This window comes from Nocardia sp. IFM 10818, from assembly GCF_054655275.1.
The window spans coordinates 8,214,750-8,233,030 of sequence record NZ_BAAHJH010000001.1 but is presented as its reverse complement, the minus strand read 5'-3'; the positions used below and the strand labels follow the sequence as shown (position 1 = coordinate 8,233,030).

Here is an 18,281-nt window from a genome sequence, read left to right as displayed (position 1 = left end):
GGTGATTACCGTGACTTCAACCAGTACCGCGCCAACCCTCGCCGATCTCACCGCCCGCACCGGCGTGGAGGTTCTGGACCACGTGGACCGCGAAGCCGGCATCCCGGTCCTCGCCGGTATCCAAGCTCAAGGCGATCTGATCGTCATTCCGCTCGATCTGCTCCCGCAGGTGCGCGTACCCAGCGTGCGCTGGACCGAAGTGCCCCCGGCCGGGGTCGAGATCATCCGCGGCGGCAGCTGCGCGAACCCGCATGTCCTGGTGGCGGATCCGGGCAGCTGCCGCTGGACGACCCGTGTCCATGACAGTGAGGGGCTCGCCCTCGGCTGCCTGGACACCAAGGACATCGCCTACCTCCTCCACCCGGAGCACGGCGGCAGCGGCATCGCTCCCGGCCACTACCTGATCCGTCGCCAGCGCGAGAGCACCTCCGGGGCCAGGGGTCACCGGCGCACCGCCCTCATCGCGGACTGAGTTCCTCGTCATTCCGGCGTGCTCTTGGCCGGAATCCGCAGCACCGTAGGAGATCCCGGCCAAAAGCATGCCGGGATGACGGGTGAGGGCGCGTGCCGGATGACGGGTGAGGCTTCTGTGTACGCGCTCAGGTGGCCAGCAGTGCGCGGACACGGGTCAGACGGTCACGCCACCAAGTGACGCGTTCGGGGTCGGGGTGCTGATATCGGTTCAGCAGTTCCGGGTCGGGGACCGGTGCGTGCCGGGGGACGGGCAGGTATCCGTCCACCGGGCGCACCGAGTCGGTCACCAGGTCGCCGGTGAACAGCGACAAAGTGTCCAGGCCGCAGGCGAAATCGAGGTCGGGAAGTGTTCCGGCCAGGGCGATCTGGGCGGCGAGGCCGAGGCTGGTTTCCAGCGCGGAGGAGACGAGGCAGGGCAGGCCGGCGGCCTCGGCGACCTGAAGTGCGCGGCGGACGCCACCGAGGGGAGTGCATTTCAGGACGGCGACGTCGGCCGCGCCCGCCACTGCCACGCGCAGGGGATCCTCCGCACGCCGGATGGATTCATCGGCGGCGATGCGCACGTCCACGCGGCGGCGGACGGCGGCGAGTTCCTCGACGGTGCGGCAGGGTTGTTCGACGTATTCCAAACCGCCTGCCGCCCTGTCGATCTGCTTGATCCGTTCGACGGCGGTGTCCACATCCCACACCGCGTTGGCGTCGACGCGGACCGCGCCGCCGGGGCCGAGGGCGTCGCGTACCGCGGCCACCCGGTCGAGGTCCTCGGACAGCGAGTCCGGGTGGTCGGCGACCTTCACCTTGGCGGTGCGGCAGCCCGAGGCGGCGACGATCTCACGGGCGCGTTCGGGGCCGACGGCGGGCACGATGCAGTTGACCGGCACCCGATCGCGGACCGGTTCCGGCCAGCCGATCGTCGCCTGCTCTACGGCGGTGGCCAGCCAGGCGACGGCCTCGCGGTCGTCGTATTCGGGGAAGGGACAGAATTCGCCCCAGCCGTTCGGCCCGGGAATGAGCATGCCCTCGCGAACCATGATCCCGCGGAACCGGGTTCGCAAGGGAATGGCGTAGACGATCGCGGCGTCGTAATCGGGTGCGGAGGCGCTCTCGGTCATTGCCGGGGAGCCTACTCGCGGCGGGTATCCGGCGGACTTCGGCCAGGTAGCGGGTAACGGGGTGGCGGCGGGCCCGTGGCGAGGACAGAATGCGAGAGACCGACCATCGACACCGGGGGAGCCCAGCGATATGTACCCGCCCAATGAACCGCGGCGTCCCGGTGCGGACAATCCCCGGTCGAATTCCGTACCCGGCCCGGGCGATGCGCCCTACCCGCGCGGCCTCGGCGACCCGGGCCAGATCCGCATCTCGGGCGGTCCGGATCTGCCACCGCAGCAGGGTGATCCGGCCCAGGCCCGGCATCCGGGCGGGCAGGGTCAACCACAGCCGCCGGGCGGACCACGCAATCCGCAAGGGCCGAGCCGTCCGCAGGGACCGGGCGGTCCGCAAGGCTCTCGAGGCCCGGGCGGGCAACAGGGGCAACAGGGGCCGGGTGGTCATCAGGGACCGCAGGGTGCGGGTGGTCCACAGGTCCCGGGTGGTCCACAAGGAGCGCAGGGCCCGGGTGGTCCGCCTCCGCAGGGCCCCAGGCACCCGCAGGATCAGGGTGCTCCGGCACATCCGCGAGGGCCGGGCGGTCCGCAGGATCAAGGTGCTCCCCCACATGGGCGGGGGCCGGGTGGTCCGCAGGATCAGGGCGCTCCCGCACATCCGCGGGGGCCGGGCGGTCCGCAGGGCCCGGGCGGCCCTGGGCATCCGATGCCCGGTGGCCCGCAGCGCCCGCAGAGTCCGGACGGCCCCGCAGGAGGTCCGGGCGGACCCGCGGGAGGTCCGAATGGACCTGCACGAGGTCCGGGCGGTCCGGGGCATGGTCCGGGTGGCGCACCTCCTCAGGGGCCGGGTGACCGCTCGCGGGCGCCGGGTCCCGGTGGCCCGCCGTCACATCCGGGCGGACCGGGGACGGGTGGTCTGCCTGTGCAGCGCGGACCGGGAACGGGTGGCCTGCCCGTGCAGCGCGCTCCGGGTGCGCCGGCTTTCGGGCCGAATACGAGTGGTGAACTGCCGCAGCAGTATCCGGTGACCATCGGTGAATCCTTCGATGCCGACGGCCCCACCCAGCGCGCGCCGATTGCCCGAATGGACAGCGGCCCAGAAGATTCCGCCGCGGAAGCCGCGCCGCGGGGCGCGTCCGCATCGCTGCGCCGCAAGGACGTGCTGTTGGGCGCACTGCTGTTCGTGGTGGACATCATCGCGGTCGCGGGCTGGTCCTATGCCCTGTTCGGCAAGGTCTTCGACCTGGTCCACAACAAGTGCACCGTGGTGGCGCGGGACTTCTCGGTCGACTGCGTGGTGCAGCGTCCGCCGAGTTCGGCTCTGCTGGGCCTGCTCATTGCCGGCGGCGGCATGTCCCTCGCGTTGATGGGAGCGCTCGTCGTCACCGCCGTCGCCGCCATGACCGGCCGCAAAGCCTGGATCTGGTCCGCCCTCGCGCTCCCGATCATCCTCGTGTGCGGTGCGATCGGATTCTTCCTCGTGTGAGTCCCGCGGATAATGGCGCATCCCCCGGAGACCGGGGATGCTGGAGGTATGGCGGAGTGGTGGCGGCCGCCATGGGGCTGGGCCGATCTTGTTGCCGCGGCGCTGATCTACCTGTTCGCGTGCGCCGCGGGTTGGGTGCTGGCGGCCTTCGTCCCGGAGTACGAGGGCCTGGTCCGAGAGCCGGGGCAGGCCCGGTACCTGCCCGTCGCGTACGCGATCGCCTGGTTCGGGATTGTGGTGACCCTCATGGTCGTTCCGCTCTGGATGCTTCAGGCGCGCAGATCGGGGCAGCGGGCGTGGCCGACGGCGCTGGTGGCCTTCCCGCTGCTGGCCTTTTCGTGGGTGCTGGGTCTACTGGCTGCGATGGTCGCGATATCGGTGTGAGATAACGGCTTTCACGCGAGCGCTGCTCTCCTTGCTCCAGTCCCGCCGTGACTGGCCGGGAGCATTGCTCGCCGATCGGCTGGGCATCAGCCCGCGCACGGTGCGCCGCGATGTCGATCGCCTGCGTGAGCTCGGGTATCCGATCGCGGCGATCAAGGGTCTGGACGGGGGATACCGGCTGGATGCCGGAAAAGAATTGCCGCCCTTGCTGTTCGATGACGATCAGGCCGTCGCGCTCGCGGTGGCATTACAGCTGGCCACTACCTCGGGGGCGGGAATCGAGGAGGCCGCGGCGCGGGCGCTGACCACGGTCCGACAGGTCATGCCCGCGCGCTTGCGGCGCCGGATCGACATGCTCGAGGTCACCGCCGTGCCGGGCCCCGAGGTTCTGCCGGACCCGCAGGTCGGCAGCGCGGTGCTCATGGCACTCGGCGCGGCCGTGCACGCGTGCGAGGTACTGCGGTTCGACTATGCCCAGGGGGCGGGAGCCGAGACGGACGGCTCCCTCGTACCGCCCCGCCGGGTGGAGCCGCACCACCTCGTAACCTGGAGCGGGCGTTGGTATCTCGTCGGCTGGGACCTCGATCGCGAGGATTGGCGCATCTTCCGCGCGGACCGGATCACCCCGCGCATTCCCACGGGCCCGCGTTTCGATCCGCGTGCGCTGCCGGGCGGGGACGTGGCCGCGTTCGTGGCGAGCAGGTTCCAGGGCTCCGAGGGCACCGGCGGCTGGCCGTGCCGCGGTGAGGTGATTCTCGACCTCCCCGCCGCGGTCGTTCTCGAATTCACCCGCGAGGGCCTGGTGGAGGCGCTCGGACTGGACCGCTGCCGGGTCGTGCTGGGCTCGTGGTCATGGCCCGCGCTGGCCGCCGCGTTCGGCCGGTTCGACGCCGATATCGAGGTCGTCGGGCCGCCTCTCCTGCGGGAGGCCTTCGCGCGGTTGGCCCGCCGCTGTGCCGAGGCGAGCGGCGGGCCGGGTGCGGGTCAGAGGCGTTCGTAGATGGTGGCGTTGGCCAGACCGCCTGCCTCGCACATGGTTTGCAGGCCGTAGCGGGCGCCGCGCTCGTGCATGGCGTGCACGAGGGTGGTGGCCAGGCGGGAGCCGGAGGCGCCGAGGGGGTGGCCCAGGGCGATGGCGCCGCCATTCACATTGACCTTGGACATATCCGCGCCGGTTTCCTCGGCCCAGGCCAGGACCACCGAGGAGAAGGCCTCGTTCACCTCGAAGAGGTCGATGTCGGAGAGGTCGAGTCCGCTGCGGCGCAGCACCTTTCGGGTGGCGGGGATGACGGCGGTCAGCATGAGCAGGGGATCGTCGCCGGCCACGGCGAAGCTGTGCAGCCGGGCCAGCGGGCGGAAGCCCAGCTGGGCGGCGCGCTCACTGGTCATGATCAGGACGGCCGAGCTGCCGTCGTTGATCTGGCTGGCATTGGCGGCGGTGATGTTCCAGCCGATCTGCGGGAAGCGGGCTGCCATCTCCTCGCTGTAGTAGGCGGGCCGCAGGCCGGCGAGGGTTTCCAGGGTGCTGCCCACCCGGATGCCCTCATCGGCGGTGAGTCCGGCGAGCGGGAGCAGCTGGGATTCGAAGGAGCCGTTCTTGGTTGCGGCGGCGGCCTTCTCGTGGCTGGCGAGGGCGAACTCGTCGAGCTGGGTGCGGGTCAGGCCCCATTTGGCGGCAATGAGCTCGGCGCTGATGCCCTGGGGGACCAGGCCCTCGGGGTACCGCTCGGCGAAGCCGACGCCGCTGACGTCCTCCGCGCCGAGGAGATTGGCGCCCATGGGAACTCGGCTCATGGATTCCACGCCGCCGGCGACCACGATGTCGTAGGCCCCGGCGATGACGCCCTGTGCGGCGAAGTGAATGGCCTGCTGGCTGCTGCCGCACTGGCGGTCCACGGTGGTGGCGGGGACGGATTCGGGATAGCCCGCGGCCAGGGCGGCGCGGCGGGTGAGGTTGGAGCCCTGTTCGCCGACGGCGGTCACCACGCCGCCGATCACATCGTCGATGAGGGCCGGATCGATCTCGCTGCGGCGCACCACTTCCCGCAGGCTGTGCGCGAACAGATCGGACGGATGCACGCCGTGCAGGGCCCCAGTGGCCTTGCCCTTGCCGATCGGAGTGCGTACCGCCTCGACGATGACTGCGTCTCTCATGGAGATCCCTTTCAGAAGGGTGGGGGAGTCGGGGGCGCAGCCCCCGAAGCCCCGGCTGGCTTCGTTGCTCTAAAGCCAGCGTAGGAGCTGACAATACTGGAGGCAAGTCAGCTTGGGTATGATGTGCACCATGCCGCTGGTACTCGAAGGACCGCTCAAAGACCTGAGCGCGTGGAAGCCCGACGCATGCTCCATCGCCAAAGCGCTGGACATCGTGGGGACCCGGTCGGCCATGCTCATCCTGCGCGAGGCCTACTACGGCACCAGCAGGTTCGACGGTTTCGCGAGCCGGCTGGGCATCACCGATGCGGCCGCGTCGAGCGCGCTGCGCAAGCTGACCGAGGCCGGGCTGCTGGAGAAGCGGCCCTATCGGGAAGAGGGCAAGCGCACCCGGCACGAATACGTGCTCACCAGAATGGGTTCGGATCTGCTCCCCGCGGTGGTCGCGCTGTGGCAATGGGGCGACGAATACCTGCAGGACGGCACCCCGCCGCTGGAGCGGCTCGAGGATTCGACCGGCGAACCGGTGCGCGTCGAACTGCGCAGCGCCGCCGGACACGAAGTGCCGCTGGAGAATCTGCGCGTCCGCGTGAACAAGAACTGGCGCCGCCCCCGCACGTGAGGGCGACGCCAGCCGATGCGATGGATCAGTTGAGCCGGCGGCCGTCGGCGGGATCGAAGAAGTAGATGTGCTCCGCCCCGGCCCCGAGATTGAGGCGGGTGCCCTTGGCGGGCGGGTTGCGCCAATCCGCGCGCGCCACAATGGTTTCGTCGCCGCCGACCGCGCCCAGGGTGCGGCCGTAGATGTAGGCGTCGGAGCCGAGCTCCTCCACCACGTCCACCTCCATGGCGATGCCGGTGCCATTGCCGGTGGGCTCGAGGTGCTCGGGCCGGATGCCGACCACCACGGTGCCGCCGGTGGCATCGGCGACCGAGCGGGGCAGCGGCAGCGGGCAGCCGCCCAGCATGAGGACGCCCTGCTCGATCGGCAGGGTGAACAGGTTCATGGCGGGGGAGCCCATGAAACCGGCCACGAACAGGTTGGCGGGATTGCGGTACAGGTCGCGCGGGGAGGCGCACTGCTGCAGCAGGCCGTCCTTGAGCACGGCCACGCGGTCGCCCATGGTCATGGCCTCGACCTGGTCGTGGGTGACGTAGACGGTGGTGGTGCCGAGACGGCGCTGCAGCTGGGCGATCTGGGTGCGGGTCTGCACGCGCAGTTTGGCGTCCAGGTTGGACAGCGGCTCGTCCATGAGGAACACCTGGGGCTGGCGCACGATGGCCCGGCCCATGGCGACGCGCTGGCGCTGACCTCCGGAGAGCGCCTTGGGCTTGCGGTCCAGGTACTGCTCCAGGTCGAGGAGCTTGGCGGCCTCGCGCACCCGCTGATCGCGTTCGGCCTTGGCGACCTTGGCCATCTTGAGGGCGAAGCCCATGTTCTCGGCCACGCTCATATGCGGGTAGAGCGCGTAGTTCTGGAACACCATGGCGATATCGCGTTCCTTGGGCTCGGCGTGCGTGACGTCCTTGTCCCCGATGAGGATCCGGCCGTCGCTCACCTCCTCGAGCCCGGCGAGCATGCGCAGCGAGGTGGATTTGCCGCAGCCGGAGGGGCCGACCAGAACCAGGAATTCGCCATCGGCGATCTCCAGATTCAGCTGGTCGACGGCGGGTTTGGCCGAGCCCGGGTACAGCCGGGTGGCCTGGTCGAAAGTCACTGTTGCCATGGTGGTGCAACCCTTCACCGGCAGGAACGTGCCGGACGATCCGTTGTAGAGGGATGGGCCCGGCGGCGTGCCGGTTCCGGCCACGATGGTAGTTCGCGGCGGGCGAACAGTCCGGGCGGAGTGGATGTGAACGCAGTAGCCTCGAATGGGTCTCGCGATGCCGGATCCCTGAAAAGAGGATGTACATGAGCCGACCGGTTCGTATCGGAGTTCAACTACAGCCGCAGCACGCGCCCGATTACGGATTGATTCGCGATGCGGTGCGCCGGGCCGAGGACGCCGGCGTCGACATCGTCTTCAACTGGGACCACTTCTATCCGCTGACCGGCGATCCCGAGGGCGCGCACTTCGAATGCTGGACCATGCTGGGCGCCATCGCCGAACAGACCGAACGGGTCGAGCTCGGTGCGCTGGTCACCGGCGGCGGCTACCGCAATCCGGATCTGCTCGCGGATATGGCGCGCACGGTCGACCACATCAGCAACGGCCGCCTGATCCTCGGCATCGGCGCGGGCTGGTTCCAGAAGGACTACGACCGGTACGGCTACGACTTCGGTACGCCCGGAACGCGATTGGCGCTGCTGAAGGACTACCTGGCCCGCATTACCGACCGCCTGGCCAAGCTGAACCCGCAGCCGACCCGCGATATCCCCCTCCTCATCGGCGGCGGCGGTGAGCGGAAGACGCTGCGCCTGGTCGCCCAGTACGCCGATATCTGGCACAGCTTCGCCGATCTGGAGGTGCTGCGGCGCAAGACCGGCATCCTGGCCGAGCACTGCGCGGAGGTCGGCGCCGATGCCGCGGCCATCGAGAAGTCGGTGAGCTGGCCGGGTCCGGAGCAGGCGGCGGCGTACGTGGAACAGGGAGTGTCGCTGTTCACGATCGGTTCCAGTGGCCCGAAGTACGACCTGAGCGGGGTCGAGGAAGCCATTCGCTGGCGCGACCAGAACTCTGACTGACCGCAACTCTGGACATGTCCACCACCCCCACTAGGGTGGTTTGTCATGGTTTGCTTGCGCACGTCCAGGTCCCGGCATACAGGTCGGCGACCTCGCGTACTGGCGGTCGCGGGGGTGTTGCTGGTCACTCTCGGACTGGCGGCGGCCGGAGCCGGGCCCGCAGTGGCCCAGAACACCGACCTCTGTTCGCCACCCGGACTGTCGGCCGCCAGCGCGGCGCCCACCAATCTCGCGACCGGGCCGCAGACGCCGTCCTCGGACAAGTACACGACGGCGCGCACCGAATCGCTCGATCGCGTCGACGTGAGCAAGCTCGGCCTCATTACGCCGGGCAAGCTCAGCGTCGGCACGCTCTCGGACGCGCCGCCGAGCATCTGCGTGAACTCCAAGGGCGCCTTCACCGGCTTCGACAATGAGCTGCTGCGGGCCATCGGCGCGAAAATCGGCCTGCAGGTGGAGTTCACCGGCACCGAGTTCGCCGGCCTGCTGGCGCAGGTGGCCAATGGGCGTTTCGATGTCGGCTCGTCCAATATCACCACCACCGACGCGCGCCGGAATACCGTCGGCTTCACCAATGGCTACGACTTCGGCTACTTCTCCCTGGTGGTGCCGAACGGCAGTGCCATCCGAGGCTTCTCGGACCTGAACAGCGGCACCCGGATCGGCGTGGTGCAGGGCACCGTGCAGGACGAGTACGTGGTCAACGAGCTGCGCCTGGACCCGGTGAAGTTCCCGGACTACAACACCGCCTACGCGAATCTGAAGACCGGGCAGATCGACGCCTGGGTGGCTCCGTCGGCGCAGGCGGTGGGCGCCATCAAGCCGGGCGATCCGACCTCGATCGTGCAGAACACCTTCAGCCTCAACAACTTCGTCGGCTACGCGGTGCGCAAGGACAACCAGCCGCTCATCGACGCGCTCAATGCCGGGCTGGACGCGGTCATCGCCGACGGCACCTACAGCCGGCTCTACGAGGACTGGGTGCCGCGCGAGCTGCCGCCGGGCTGGAAGCCGGGCTCGAAAGCCGCTCCCGCGCCGCAGCTTCCGGACTTCGCCGCCATCGCGGCCCAGAATGCCGACGGCAAGCCGGACAACTCCGCGGTGCAGCCGAAGTCGACGCTGGCGCAGCTGAAGGACACCTTCTTCGAGTGGGAGCTCTACAAGAAGGCCTTCCCGGACCTGATCAAGACCGGTCTGCCCAATACCCTGATCCTGGCGGTGGTCTCGGGCGTGCTCGGCACGGTGATCGGCATGCTGCTGGCGGTCGCGGGCATCTCCCGCACGCGCTGGCTGCGCTGGCCGGCCCGGGTCTACACCGATATCTTCCGCGGCCTGCCCGCGGTGGTCATCATCCTGTTGATCGGCCTGGGCGTGGGCCCGGTGGTCAAGAACCTCACCGGCAATAATCCGTACTGGCTGGGCGCGGTGGCGCTGGGCCTGCTGGCCTCGGCCTATATCGGCGAGATCTTCCGCTCCGGCATCCAGTCCGTGGAGGCCGGTCAGCTGGAGGCGGCGCGCGCCATCGGCTTCGGCTACCGGCAGGCCATGACCCTGGTGGTGATTCCGCAGGGCGTGCGCCGGGTGCTGCCCGCGCTGATGAACCAGTTCATCGCGCTCATCAAGGATTCCTCGCTCATCTACTTCCTGGGTCTGCTGGCGACCCAGCGCGAGCTGTTCGCGGTGGGCCGGGATCTCAACGCGCAGACCGGGAATCTGTCGCCGCTGGTGGCGGCGGGCCTGGTGTATCTGGTGCTGACGATCCCGCTCACGCATCTGGTCAACTACATCGACAACCGGATGCGCACGGGCCGCGACGAGAAGACCATCGACCCGGTCGAGCAGGCCGTGATCACGGAAGGGCGTGGAGCATGAGCGGTCAGGCGCGGAGGAGGCAGCGGAGCGTAACCGTCAGCGACCGCATCGCGAAGCGATTCGATGGGGGGTGGCGGTCGGGCGACGGGTGGGCGCGCCCCGCTCATGCTCGAAAGGACACTGCCGCATGAGTGCCTCCCTCACCGGAACCGGGCTGCATGTGACGCTGGGCGGCAACGAGGTGTTGCGCGGCGTGGACATTCACGTCGACGCGGGGAAGACCACCACGGTCATCGGGCCCTCGGGCTCGGGCAAGTCGACGCTGCTGCGGGTGCTCAACCGGCTGTACGAGCCCAGCAAGGGTGACATCCTGCTGGACGGGAAGTCAGTGCTGCGGGATAACCCGGACGAGTTGCGCCGCAAGATCGGCATGGTGTTCCAGCATTTCAATCTGTTCCCGCACATGACCGTCGCGGAGAACATCGCGCTGGGACCGCGCAAGCTGCACGGCTTGTCCAAGGAGCAGGCGCGCGCCCTGGCGCTGGAGCAGCTGGAGGCCGTGGGGCTGGCGGGCAAGGCCGATGTGCGGCCCGCCAATCTGTCCGGCGGACAGCAGCAGCGCGTGGCCATCGCGCGGGCGCTGGCCATGAAACCGCAGCTCATGTTTTTCGACGAGGCCACCTCGGCGCTGGATCCGGAATTGGTGAAGGGCGTGCTCGCGCTCATGGCGGAGCTGGCGCGGGGCGGTATGTCCATGGTCGTGGTGACGCACGAAATGGGTTTCGCCCGTTCGGTTTCCGATCAGGTGGTCTTCATGGATCATGGTCGGGTGGTCGAAACCGGTACCCCGGACGCACTGTTCGACAATGCGGAGACGCCGCGCCTGCGGCAGTTCCTCTCCCAGGTGCTCTGAACCGGAGGCGGGATGCGGCGGCCTGCCGCATCCCCCCGGCTAACTAAGGGCAACCTAATTGGTCGGTTGTTCACCTGGCCGTCTCCTCCGGCTCTCCTAACCTGGTTACCGTGCGCCCGAACGACCGAACTTGGGAGCATGCAGTGACTCTGAAACCCCTGGCCCTCTTCGTGAAGCACGACGGCGCGTCCTCGCGTGCGTCGGTCACCTGCCAGTACAAGTGTGGCAACGCGTGCTTCCACGAGGTCCCCAACGACTCGAAGAACGAGTACTTCGGCGATATCGTGGCCGCCATGTCGCGTCGCCGCGTACTGCAGGGCGGCGCGGCCGTAGTGCTCGCGGTCGGCGCGGGCAGCGTGCTGGCCGCCTGTGGCGACGACACCACCACCAATACCGCCGCCGAGGCGGGCACCGGGACCGGCACCGACTTCACCGCGGTCGCCCCCAACAAGGAGGATGCGGTCGTCATCCCCGAGGGCTACGAGCAGGGCGTGGTCATTCGCTGGGGCGATCCGGTGCTGAAGGACGCGCCGCAGTTCGACTTCGGCAAGCAGACCGCCGCCGCCCAGGCCAAGCAGTTCGGTTTCAACAACGACTTCGCGGCGCTGCTGCCGGTCCCCGGCAAGGACAATGAATTCCTGCTGGTGGTGAACCACGAATACACCACCGAGCCGTTCATGTTCGCCGGCTACAACCCCGACGCGCCCACCCGCGAGCAGTTCGAGATCTCCCTTGCCGCGCACGGGCTCTCGGTGGTCGGCGTCAAGGGCGAAGCCGGCTCGGGCAAGCTCACCCCCGTCATCGGCGAGTACAACCGCCGCATCACCGGCACCACCGAGTTCACCCTCACCGGCCCGGCCGCGGGCAGCGATCTGCTCAAGACCTCCGCCGACCCGACCGGCACCAAGGTGCTCGGCACCCTCAACAACTGCTCCGGCGGCGTGACCCCGTGGGGCACCGTGCTTTCCGGCGAGGAGAACTTCAACCAGTACTTCGCCGGCGTGCTGGCCGACCCGGCCGCGCAGGCCCGCGGCAAGCGCTACGGCCTCGGCCACCCGGGTGCGGGTCAGGGCGAAATGCCCCGGCGCTGGGAGACTTTCGACAAGCGCTTCGATGTGGCGCAGGAGCCGAACGAGTCCAACCGCTTCGGCTATGTGGTCGAGGTGGATCCGTGGGACCCCTCCTCCGCCCCGATCAAGCACACCGCCATGGGCCGGTTCAAGCACGAGGCCGCCAATATCTACGTCACCGAGGACGGCACCGTGGTCGCCTACTCCGGCGACGACGAGCGCTTCGACTACATGTACAAGTTCGTATCGTCCAAGAAGATCGAGAAGGGCGACACCGCCGCCGCCCGCAAGGCGAACATGACCATCCTCGATCAGGGCACCCTGTACGTCGCCAAGCTGACCGGCGATCACCCGGATCAGATCGACGGCAGCGGCAAGGTCCCGTCGGACCAGGGCTTCACCGGTAAGGGCCAGTGGATTCCGCTGCTGGAGACCGGCGCCGACGGCAAGGGCAAGTCGCTGGTCGACGGCATGACCGCCGAGGAGGTCGCGGTCTTCACCCGCCTGGCCGGCGACAAGGTGGGCGCCACCAAGATGGACCGCCCCGAGGACTTCGAGGCCAACCCCAAGACCGGCAAGGTCTATGTCGCGCTGACCAACAACAAGAACCGCGGCGATGAGGGCAAGGCCGGCGTGGACGAGGCCAACCCGCGCAAGCAGAACAAGAACGGCCAGGTCCTCGAGCTCGTCGACGATCACAAGGGCACCTCGTTCACCTGGTCCCTGCTGCTGGTCTGCGGTGACCCGAAGGAGGCCGACACCTACTTCGCCGGCTTCGACAAGACCAAGGTCAGCCCCATCTCCTGCCCGGACAACCTGGCCTTCGACCCGCACGGCAACCTGTGGATCTCCACCGACGGCAATGCGCTGAAGTCCAATGACGGCCTGTTCTCGGTCGCCCTCGAGGGCGCCAAGCGCGGTGAGACCAAGCAGTTCCTCACCGTGCCGATCGGCGCCGAGACCTGCGGTCCCATCATCACCAAGGACCGCGTCCTGGTCTGCGTGCAGCACCCGGGCGAGACCGACGGCGCCTCGGCCGACAAGCCCTCCTCGCACTGGCCCGACGGCGGCGCCAACCAGCCGCGTCCGTCCGTGGTCGCGGTCTGGAAGAAGGGCGGCGAGATCGGCGTGTAGTCCCCAGGGGCACAACGCATGACGAGGGTGGACCGGCTCGGAGCCGGTCCACCCTCGCTGCTGTCGAGATCTCAGTCCTGCTCGCCCCCGAACACCGCGTCGACGAGCTGCTGCGTCGCGGCCTGGAACGCCGGGGCCAGCGACAGGTCGGCGTCGTCGATGTAGTTCAGCGCCGCGGTCAGGATGGTGCCGCCGTCCGGCGTGCTGTACATCAGCGCGCCGTGCCCCGCGGCCCCGCCATTGTGGGTGATGACGGTGCCGCCTCCGGCGAGCGGCTGCACGAACACGCCCAGGCCGTAGCCGACCTTGGCTTCCGGGGTGAGCATCTCGGCCAGCAGCGCAGCCGGCAGCAGCTTGCCGCCCACCAGCGCGGCGATGAAGGTGCGCAGATCCGCGGTGGTCGAGATCATGTCGCCGCCATTGGAGATCCACGACGGGTTCTGGCTGGTGACATCGACGGTCTGATCGTCGTAGCGGTAGTAGGCGTGGGCGTGCGGTTCGGGGACCTCGGTATCCGTGCCCGGCACCACGGTGCCCGACAGCCCGAGCGGCCCGATGATCAGCCGCTGCGCCTCCGCGGCGAACGAACGGCCGGTGACCTTCTCGATCAGCAGCTTGGCGAGGGCGTAGTTGGTGTTGGAGTAGCTCCAGTCCGCGCCCGGCTCGAAGCGCGCCGGCTTGGCCAGCGCGAACCGCACCAGCTCCTCCGCGGTGTAGGTCTGGAACCGGTTGTCCACCCACTCCTTGCCCGCGGTGGTGGCGGGAATGCCGGGCACCACGGTCCCGTCCTCGAAGTACTCGCCGGTGAAGTTGAAGATCCCGCTGGTGTGCTGCAACACCATTCGCACCGTGATCCGCTCGTCCAACCCGAGCTCCGGCAGGTACCCGGCCACCGGGGCATCCAGTTCGATGCTGCCCTCGGCCACCAGCTGCAGCACCACGGTCGCGGTGAAGGTCTTGGTATTGCTGCCGATCCGCACGTGCCCGTCGATCGGCGGCTCGGTGTGCCCGCCCAGCTCGGCCACCCCGGCGCTGGCGGCCCACTCGCCCTGCTCGTCGCACACCCGCAGCGACACGCCGGTGAATCCGGCTTCGATCATGTCCCGCAGGACCTTTCGCAGTTCCGGACGATCCTGGTCGGTGAGGTTGATGGTCATGGCGTTGCGCTCCTTCGAATCCGCTGTCCCCGGGCGGGACCTGATCACGGGAGCAACATTCGCCTGCCGTCCTGACACCGGGCAGTCACCGGCCTGACAGAGCGGCTGACACGGGGTGCATAGGGACGCATCGCCTGATCCCACCTGGGCTTTGCCAACACGGTGCAGAAACTGGCCGACCGTCCTAGCCTGGAGCCCATGAGCGGGGATCTGGGGGAGCGCCTCCGGTCTGTGCGGAAACGGAAGGGACTCAGTCAGCGCGAACTTGCTGAGATCTCGGGTGTCTCCCTGTCCTTCGTTCGGAAGATCGAGCAAGGCGAGCGCGACGACATTCGGATGGACAAGCTTCGCCGCTTGTCTGTCGCGCTGCAATGTCCGCTTTCGACGCTTCTCGGCCCCAATCCAGCACCGCCGGAGAGCCGCGCAGGCCAGATCTGGCAGGCCGCCTGTCATGCCATTACGACACCAGGTCCGGCGGAACCCTTGGACCCGGCCGAGGAACGCGGTCTCGGCGAATCACTCATCGCAGCGGTGAAGCTGTACCACGACAACGAATACGACCATCTATCTCGAATCCTGCCCGGACTGGTCAACGAAGGCGAAGGCGCATCCCCCCTGATGCGCTCTCGCATTCTGCAACTGGCCGGATCGGTGATGGTGCAGACCCGGCAACTTCAGCCTGCCCGGGTGGCGCTCGAACGATCTCTCGCCGAGGCCGAGACGACCGGAAACGTGTTGGATGCTGGATCGGCAGTGATCACGTTGTGCTGGTTGCTGCTCGTCGAGCGACAGTTCGAGCAGGTGCGCAACCTGGCCGCACAGTGGGCGGACCGTGTGGAGCCGCGGCTGTCGGTGGCCACAGAGCAGGAGATCTCCACGTGGGGGTGGCTGCTGTTGCGTGGATCGGCTGCAGCGATACGAGACAACCGCTCAGACGAAGCCGACGACATGATGCGGCTGGCACAAGCTGGAGCGATCGCGATACGCCGCGAGTCCGGCGGCTATCACCAGTACTGGACAACATTCGGTCCGGCGACGGTCGCCATGAAGCGGGTCGAGAACGCCGTGGTCGACGACCGACCGGATCTGGCGCTGCGTCTGGCTCGTGACGTACCGCCTGGGCTCCGGCCTACATCGGACAACCGGAACAGACATCTGCTCGACGTGGCCTCCGCTCACCTGGAGTTGCGCCGCTATGACACCGTGTTCGAAGTCCTGCAGCAACTTTCGCGTGAAGCACGACCTTGGCTGGTGGAGCAGCGACTCGCGCGCGATCTGCTCGGCCGGTTGATAACCAAACGGCGAACCCTCACCGACGACATGCGAGAGCTGGCCGACCTCATCAAGCTCGAATACTGAGTCTCAATTCTTCTCGGGTTCCGATCGAAGGTTGCCCACGCGCTGCCAGTGGCACTTCCGCACGGTCATCGCGGAAAGTGCCATTGTGGCCGAATCCCGCTGAGGTGAAGCTGATCTCAGCACTCGAAGCCAGCTTGTCCCTTTCATCCTTGTGGCCGGGTGCACTCCATCCGTTGCACCGAGCCGGAGGTCCCGACATGGAAATCATCCTCACCGCCGCACTTCTTGCGCTCGTTCTGGTTTCGGCGGTGGCAACGTCGATCCAGACAGGCACCACACGCCACCATCATGGGCCGACCGTCGCGCAGATCCAGGCGCGGATAGCTGCCGAGTCGTCACGCACCTACGTACCGCTCGGGCGGGGGTGCTGAACATGTTCAAGCAGCCCAGTGCTACCGGCTACCTGCGCTCGGATGTCTCTGGGGCGCGGCAACAGTGGGACGAAAACGAGATCCGCGGTAGCGCAGCCAAACTCGGCTTCGATCTGCGCAAGACAATTGTGTTCGGTCCGCACACCGACCGGCCCATCCACCGGTTGCGGGTCAGCGTGGACCGGCTCGGCGTCGACGCCGTCTTCGTTCCCAGCGCCGCCCACTTCGCTGGCGGCGAAATCCCGCCCGAACTCGTAGCCGTGGCCGCTGTGGTCACATTGTCGCCGGAGACCGTGCACGCCCGCACGACCGGCGTCGACGCCGAACGGAGCACGGCCTCATGATCGATACCGACCTGTACAGTCCCGAACTCGAGCGGCTGCTCGGGCATGCCGATCGAATCGCCCAGTTCGCGCACCGTCACTCGATCTGAAACACCGTCGACCGGGAACTGGTGGCGGACCCTTCTCGCGGAATGCCGCCACCAGTTCCCGGTGATCGCATGACCAACTGCGGCGCGGTGTGTCGTTAGGTCCTGGTGAGTACCTGGCCCGCAATACGTGGCATCCCGCCTACCTCGTCGTCGACGGTCTGTGGCACGAACGCGGCGACCTCGGTCTGCGGGCCGATGTCAGCGACGTGCGGGCAGCGGAGTGGACGACGTTCGTTACCGAACAAATCGCACACTTGCCGGAAGACACACTGATCACGTCCATCGACTGTCACACCTGAGGAAATTCAGGACGTCGGCGATCAGGCGGGGATCCTTGATGGCACTGAGGTGCGATGCTCCGGGGTAGACGATCGCGCGTGCGTCCGGGATGCCGTCGGCGGTGTGATGGAAGTTCGCGATCGGATAGCAGGCGTCGCTGTCACCGCCGAGAATCAGTGTCGGCATGGTGATTTCACTCAGACGGTCGGTCAGGTCGAAGCCGTCTTCGGCGCGGATGAAGTTCAGCATGGCGGCGGGGTCCTCGGGGCGCACGAACGGATCCACCAGCCACATGAGTGGTGCGGCCAGGCGGGCGAACGCCGGATTCTTGATGGTGATCGCCGCGCCGTGGTGGAGTCCGCGACGGCCTGCTGCGACCGCTTCCGCGTAGTTCAGCTGTGCGGCCCGGGCGTGCGGCTCGAGCCGGTATCCCGAGGAGACGGTCACCAGTTTCCGCACGGCCTCGGGGTGGTCGGCGGCCAGTTGCAGGGCGATCGAGCCGCCGGAGCTGACACCGATCACGTCGACCGGTTCGCCGAATTCCGCGTGCAGGGCGGCGGCGTGCTGGGCGGCGACGTCGGCCATGGTGGTGCCCGCCGGGGTGCCGGGCGCGCGGTTCACCGCGTAGACGCGGAATCGCTCGGCGAACGGGCGCAGGGTTTTGAGCTCCGAATCCCGCATCCAGCCGGTGGGATTGGCGAAATTCGGGGTGAACCAGCGCAGGAACACCAGTGGGCGCCCGGATCCCGATGCCAGGTAGGGCAGGCCGTGCCCGAGTGTTCCTTCGACGACGCCGAGTTCGGTCGCAAGGGCGGACTGCGCCATGGGGGGTCCTCCGGGTCTAGGTGACTGGGCAGGTCCCACTGTGCTGTCACCGAGCCGGGCCGTCCATGACCGCGGAGGTCATGGACGGGACAGGACTCAGCCGGCGGGCTGGCAGGCGTCGCGCAGCGAGCAGGCGCCGCAGGAGCTGCCGCAGCCGCCGATTTCCTCGGCGGGGGCGTTGGCGGCCATGGCCTTCTCGGCGGCGGCCGCGCCGGCGCCGAGGGTGAAGACGGCGATGACCACGGCCACGGCCGGGATGAGGAGGCCCGGAATGCCGGAGCCGACGAGGGCCACGGCGCCGCTGGCGGCGAGCAGGACGCCGGCCATGATGGTGGTGGGGGCGGCCACGCGATTGGCCAGCTTGAAGTTCTCCTCGGTTTTCAAGGCCGCTTCGGAGTGGACTCCGAAGTAGCGGTTGCCGGGAAGGGTCCCGGTCAGGCCGAGGAGTCCGGTGACAACGGCCACCGCCGACAGAGCGAAGAGGATGAGCGCCACCACGAACACCACGTCAGGCTACATCGTCGCCAGTTTCGACCACGCTCGAGGTTCGGGCCGTCCCGATTCTGGACTGAGTGGAGCGGAGGAGCGAAGCGGGGGAGCGGAGGGAGGGAAGAATCGGGACCAAGGGGCCCGAACCC

The 18,281-nt window shown here is 68.3% G+C and carries 18 protein-coding genes; 12 read left to right on the top strand and 6 right to left on the bottom strand.

What is annotated here, in order from left to right; translation table 11 throughout:
* The first annotated feature begins 10 nt into the window (after positions 1-10).
* Complete coding sequence (locus ACYQ5L_RS38095; RefSeq protein ID WP_459963082.1) at positions 11-472, top strand: hypothetical protein; 462 nt, start codon at positions 11-13, stop codon at positions 470-472.
* A 127-nt stretch (positions 473-599) separates the two neighbouring features.
* Here the strand turns inward: ACYQ5L_RS38095 and ACYQ5L_RS38090 are convergent, their stop codons facing one another.
* Entirely contained in the window at positions 600-1,586 is a 987-nt protein-coding gene (locus ACYQ5L_RS38090; protein ID WP_459963081.1) for an o-succinylbenzoate synthase, read from the bottom strand.
* 949 nt (positions 1,587-2,535) lie between these two features.
* Between ACYQ5L_RS38090 and ACYQ5L_RS38085 the strand changes: the two genes are divergently transcribed.
* Genes ACYQ5L_RS38085 through ACYQ5L_RS38075 form a run of 3 tightly spaced genes read left to right on the top strand, consistent with a single transcriptional unit; the run spans position 2,536 to position 4,450 of the window.
* Entirely contained in the window at positions 2,536-3,066 is a 531-nt protein-coding gene (locus tag ACYQ5L_RS38085) for a hypothetical protein (RefSeq protein ID WP_459963080.1), read from the top strand.
* 48 nt (positions 3,067-3,114) lie between these two features.
* Positions 3,115-3,450 (top strand): hypothetical protein, encoded by a 336-nt coding sequence (locus tag ACYQ5L_RS38080; protein ID WP_459963078.1) that lies wholly within the window; start codon positions 3,115-3,117, stop codon positions 3,448-3,450.
* A 1-nt stretch (position 3,451) separates the two neighbouring features.
* A complete protein-coding gene (locus tag ACYQ5L_RS38075) occupies positions 3,452-4,450 on the top strand; it encodes a helix-turn-helix transcriptional regulator (RefSeq protein WP_459963665.1) in 999 nt (332 codons plus the stop codon).
* On the opposite strand, the gene ACYQ5L_RS38070 is transcribed toward ACYQ5L_RS38075, so the two are convergent.
* Positions 4,435-5,604, bottom strand: a complete 1,170-nt coding sequence (locus ACYQ5L_RS38070; RefSeq protein WP_459963077.1) for a thiolase family protein — start codon at positions 5,602-5,604, stop codon at positions 4,435-4,437. The two genes, ACYQ5L_RS38075 and ACYQ5L_RS38070, sit on opposite strands and share 16 nt — an antisense overlap.
* A gap of 130 nt (positions 5,605-5,734) precedes the next feature.
* Between ACYQ5L_RS38070 and ACYQ5L_RS38065 the strand changes: the two genes are divergently transcribed.
* Positions 5,735-6,226 carry a winged helix-turn-helix transcriptional regulator gene (locus ACYQ5L_RS38065; RefSeq protein ID WP_459963076.1) on the top strand — a complete coding sequence of 164 codons (492 nt, stop codon included), beginning with the start codon at positions 5,735-5,737 and terminating at the stop codon, positions 6,224-6,226.
* A gap of 25 nt (positions 6,227-6,251) precedes the next feature.
* Here ACYQ5L_RS38065 and ACYQ5L_RS38060 read toward each other — a convergent pair whose 3' ends face one another.
* A complete protein-coding gene (locus ACYQ5L_RS38060; RefSeq protein WP_459963075.1) occupies positions 6,252-7,331 on the bottom strand; it encodes an ABC transporter ATP-binding protein in 1,080 nt (359 codons plus the stop codon).
* 185 nt (positions 7,332-7,516) lie between these two features.
* Between ACYQ5L_RS38060 and ACYQ5L_RS38055 the strand changes: the two genes are divergently transcribed.
* From ACYQ5L_RS38055 to ACYQ5L_RS38040, 4 genes are all read left to right on the top strand, one after another.
* Complete coding sequence (locus tag ACYQ5L_RS38055; protein ID WP_459963074.1) at positions 7,517-8,290, top strand: LLM class F420-dependent oxidoreductase; 774 nt, start codon at positions 7,517-7,519, stop codon at positions 8,288-8,290.
* 45 nt (positions 8,291-8,335) lie between these two features.
* On the top strand, positions 8,336-10,162 hold the full coding sequence (locus tag ACYQ5L_RS38050) for an ABC transporter substrate-binding protein/permease (protein ID WP_459963073.1): 1,827 nt from the start codon (positions 8,336-8,338) through the stop codon (positions 10,160-10,162).
* 127 nt (positions 10,163-10,289) lie between these two features.
* Positions 10,290-11,015: an amino acid ABC transporter ATP-binding protein gene (locus ACYQ5L_RS38045; protein ID WP_459963072.1), complete on the top strand. Its 726-nt coding sequence runs from the start codon at positions 10,290-10,292 to the stop codon at positions 11,013-11,015.
* A gap of 143 nt (positions 11,016-11,158) precedes the next feature.
* Complete coding sequence (locus tag ACYQ5L_RS38040; RefSeq protein WP_459963071.1) at positions 11,159-13,219, top strand: PhoX family protein; 2,061 nt, start codon at positions 11,159-11,161, stop codon at positions 13,217-13,219.
* A gap of 71 nt (positions 13,220-13,290) precedes the next feature.
* Here the strand turns inward: ACYQ5L_RS38040 and ACYQ5L_RS38035 are convergent, their stop codons facing one another.
* Positions 13,291-14,376 (bottom strand): serine hydrolase domain-containing protein, encoded by a 1,086-nt coding sequence (locus ACYQ5L_RS38035; RefSeq protein WP_459963070.1) that lies wholly within the window; start codon positions 14,374-14,376, stop codon positions 13,291-13,293.
* Positions 14,377-14,574: 198 nt separating this feature from the next.
* On the opposite strand from ACYQ5L_RS38035, the gene ACYQ5L_RS38030 reads away from it, so the two are divergent.
* The 3 genes from ACYQ5L_RS38030 to ACYQ5L_RS38020 all read left to right on the top strand — a co-directional run bounded on the left by ACYQ5L_RS38030 (position 14,575) and on the right by ACYQ5L_RS38020 (position 16,450).
* On the top strand, positions 14,575-15,735 hold the full coding sequence (locus tag ACYQ5L_RS38030; RefSeq protein ID WP_459963068.1) for a helix-turn-helix domain-containing protein: 1,161 nt from the start codon (positions 14,575-14,577) through the stop codon (positions 15,733-15,735).
* 197 nt (positions 15,736-15,932) lie between these two features.
* Positions 15,933-16,106, top strand: coding sequence for a hypothetical protein (locus tag ACYQ5L_RS38025; RefSeq protein WP_459963067.1), 174 nt, complete (start codon positions 15,933-15,935; stop codon positions 16,104-16,106).
* Between the two features lie 2 nt (positions 16,107-16,108).
* On the top strand, positions 16,109-16,450 hold the full coding sequence (locus tag ACYQ5L_RS38020) for a hypothetical protein (protein WP_459963066.1): 342 nt from the start codon (positions 16,109-16,111) through the stop codon (positions 16,448-16,450).
* A gap of 362 nt (positions 16,451-16,812) precedes the next feature.
* On the opposite strand, the gene ACYQ5L_RS38015 is transcribed toward ACYQ5L_RS38020, so the two are convergent.
* A complete protein-coding gene (locus ACYQ5L_RS38015) occupies positions 16,813-17,643 on the bottom strand; it encodes an alpha/beta fold hydrolase (protein ID WP_459963065.1) in 831 nt (276 codons plus the stop codon).
* A gap of 96 nt (positions 17,644-17,739) precedes the next feature.
* Positions 17,740-18,147 carry an SdpI family protein gene (locus ACYQ5L_RS38010; protein ID WP_459963063.1) on the bottom strand — a complete coding sequence of 136 codons (408 nt, stop codon included), beginning with the start codon at positions 18,145-18,147 and terminating at the stop codon, positions 17,740-17,742.
* Between the last annotated feature and the right edge of the window lie 134 nt (positions 18,148-18,281).

Excerpts from the sequence above, each read along its gene's own strand:
- ACYQ5L_RS38090 (WP_459963081.1), bottom strand. The coding sequence starts at position 1,586 with ATGACCGAGAGCGCCTCCGCACCCGATTACGACGCCGCGATCGTCTAC.
- ACYQ5L_RS38080 (WP_459963078.1), top strand. The coding sequence starts at position 3,115 with ATGGCGGAGTGGTGGCGGCCGCCATGGGGCTGGGCCGATCTTGTTGCC.
- ACYQ5L_RS38070 (WP_459963077.1), bottom strand. The coding sequence starts at position 5,604 with ATGAGAGACGCAGTCATCGTCGAGGCGGTACGCACTCCGATCGGCAAG.
- ACYQ5L_RS38065 (WP_459963076.1), top strand. The coding sequence starts at position 5,735 with ATGCCGCTGGTACTCGAAGGACCGCTCAAAGACCTGAGCGCGTGGAAG.
- ACYQ5L_RS38060 (WP_459963075.1), bottom strand. The coding sequence starts at position 7,331 with ATGGCAACAGTGACTTTCGACCAGGCCACCCGGCTGTACCCGGGCTCG.
- ACYQ5L_RS38055 (WP_459963074.1), top strand. The coding sequence starts at position 7,517 with ATGAGCCGACCGGTTCGTATCGGAGTTCAACTACAGCCGCAGCACGCG.
- ACYQ5L_RS38050 (WP_459963073.1), top strand. The coding sequence starts at position 8,336 with ATGGTTTGCTTGCGCACGTCCAGGTCCCGGCATACAGGTCGGCGACCT.
- ACYQ5L_RS38045 (WP_459963072.1), top strand. The coding sequence starts at position 10,290 with ATGAGTGCCTCCCTCACCGGAACCGGGCTGCATGTGACGCTGGGCGGC.
- ACYQ5L_RS38035 (WP_459963070.1), bottom strand. The coding sequence starts at position 14,376 with ATGACCATCAACCTCACCGACCAGGATCGTCCGGAACTGCGAAAGGTC.
- ACYQ5L_RS38030 (WP_459963068.1), top strand. The coding sequence starts at position 14,575 with ATGAGCGGGGATCTGGGGGAGCGCCTCCGGTCTGTGCGGAAACGGAAG.
- ACYQ5L_RS38025 (WP_459963067.1), top strand. The coding sequence starts at position 15,933 with ATGGAAATCATCCTCACCGCCGCACTTCTTGCGCTCGTTCTGGTTTCG.
- ACYQ5L_RS38020 (WP_459963066.1), top strand. The coding sequence starts at position 16,109 with ATGTTCAAGCAGCCCAGTGCTACCGGCTACCTGCGCTCGGATGTCTCT.
- ACYQ5L_RS38015 (WP_459963065.1), bottom strand. The coding sequence starts at position 17,643 with ATGGCGCAGTCCGCCCTTGCGACCGAACTCGGCGTCGTCGAAGGAACA.